This window comes from Streptomyces graminilatus (assembly GCF_001418565.1).
GTDB classification, from domain to species: domain Bacteria; phylum Actinomycetota; class Actinomycetes; order Streptomycetales; family Streptomycetaceae; genus Streptomyces; species Streptomyces graminilatus.
Genome location: NZ_LIQQ01000041.1, coordinates 1 through 409 on the forward strand (window position 1 = coordinate 1; position 409 = coordinate 409).

Consider the following 409-nt stretch of genomic DNA (forward strand, 5'->3'; position numbering starts at 1 on the left):
GGGGGGCGGCGCCCGGCCGGGGGGTGTGGGTCCCCGTGCCCGTGCCTGGTGTGCTGGTGGTGGTCATGAGCGCAGCTCCTTGCCGGTGAGCTCCAAAAACACGTCCTCCAGGGTGTGCCGTTCCACCGAGATCCGGTCCGGCATCACCCCGTGCTGGGCGCACCAGGACGTCACCGTCGCGAGGAGCTGCGGGTCGACCTTGCCGCCGACGCGGTAGGCGCCCGGGGTCAGCTCGACGGCCGTGCAGTCCGCCGGGAGGGCCTTCAGCAGGGAGGTCACGTCCAGACCCGGGCGGCCCATGAAGCGCAGGGTGTTCTCGGCGCCGCCGCGGCACAGCTGTTCGGGGCTGCCCTGGGCGATGACCTGGCCGGCGTCGATGATGGCGACGTCGTCGGCGAGCTGTTCGGCC

The 409-nt window shown here is 72.9% G+C and carries 1 pseudogene; it reads right to left on the reverse strand.

Features of this window, described 5'->3' with window-relative positions:
* Nucleotides 1-63 precede the first annotated feature (63 nt).
* A pseudogene (locus tag AOK08_RS47025) lies at nt 64-409 on the reverse strand (ABC transporter ATP-binding protein); the annotation flags it as partial.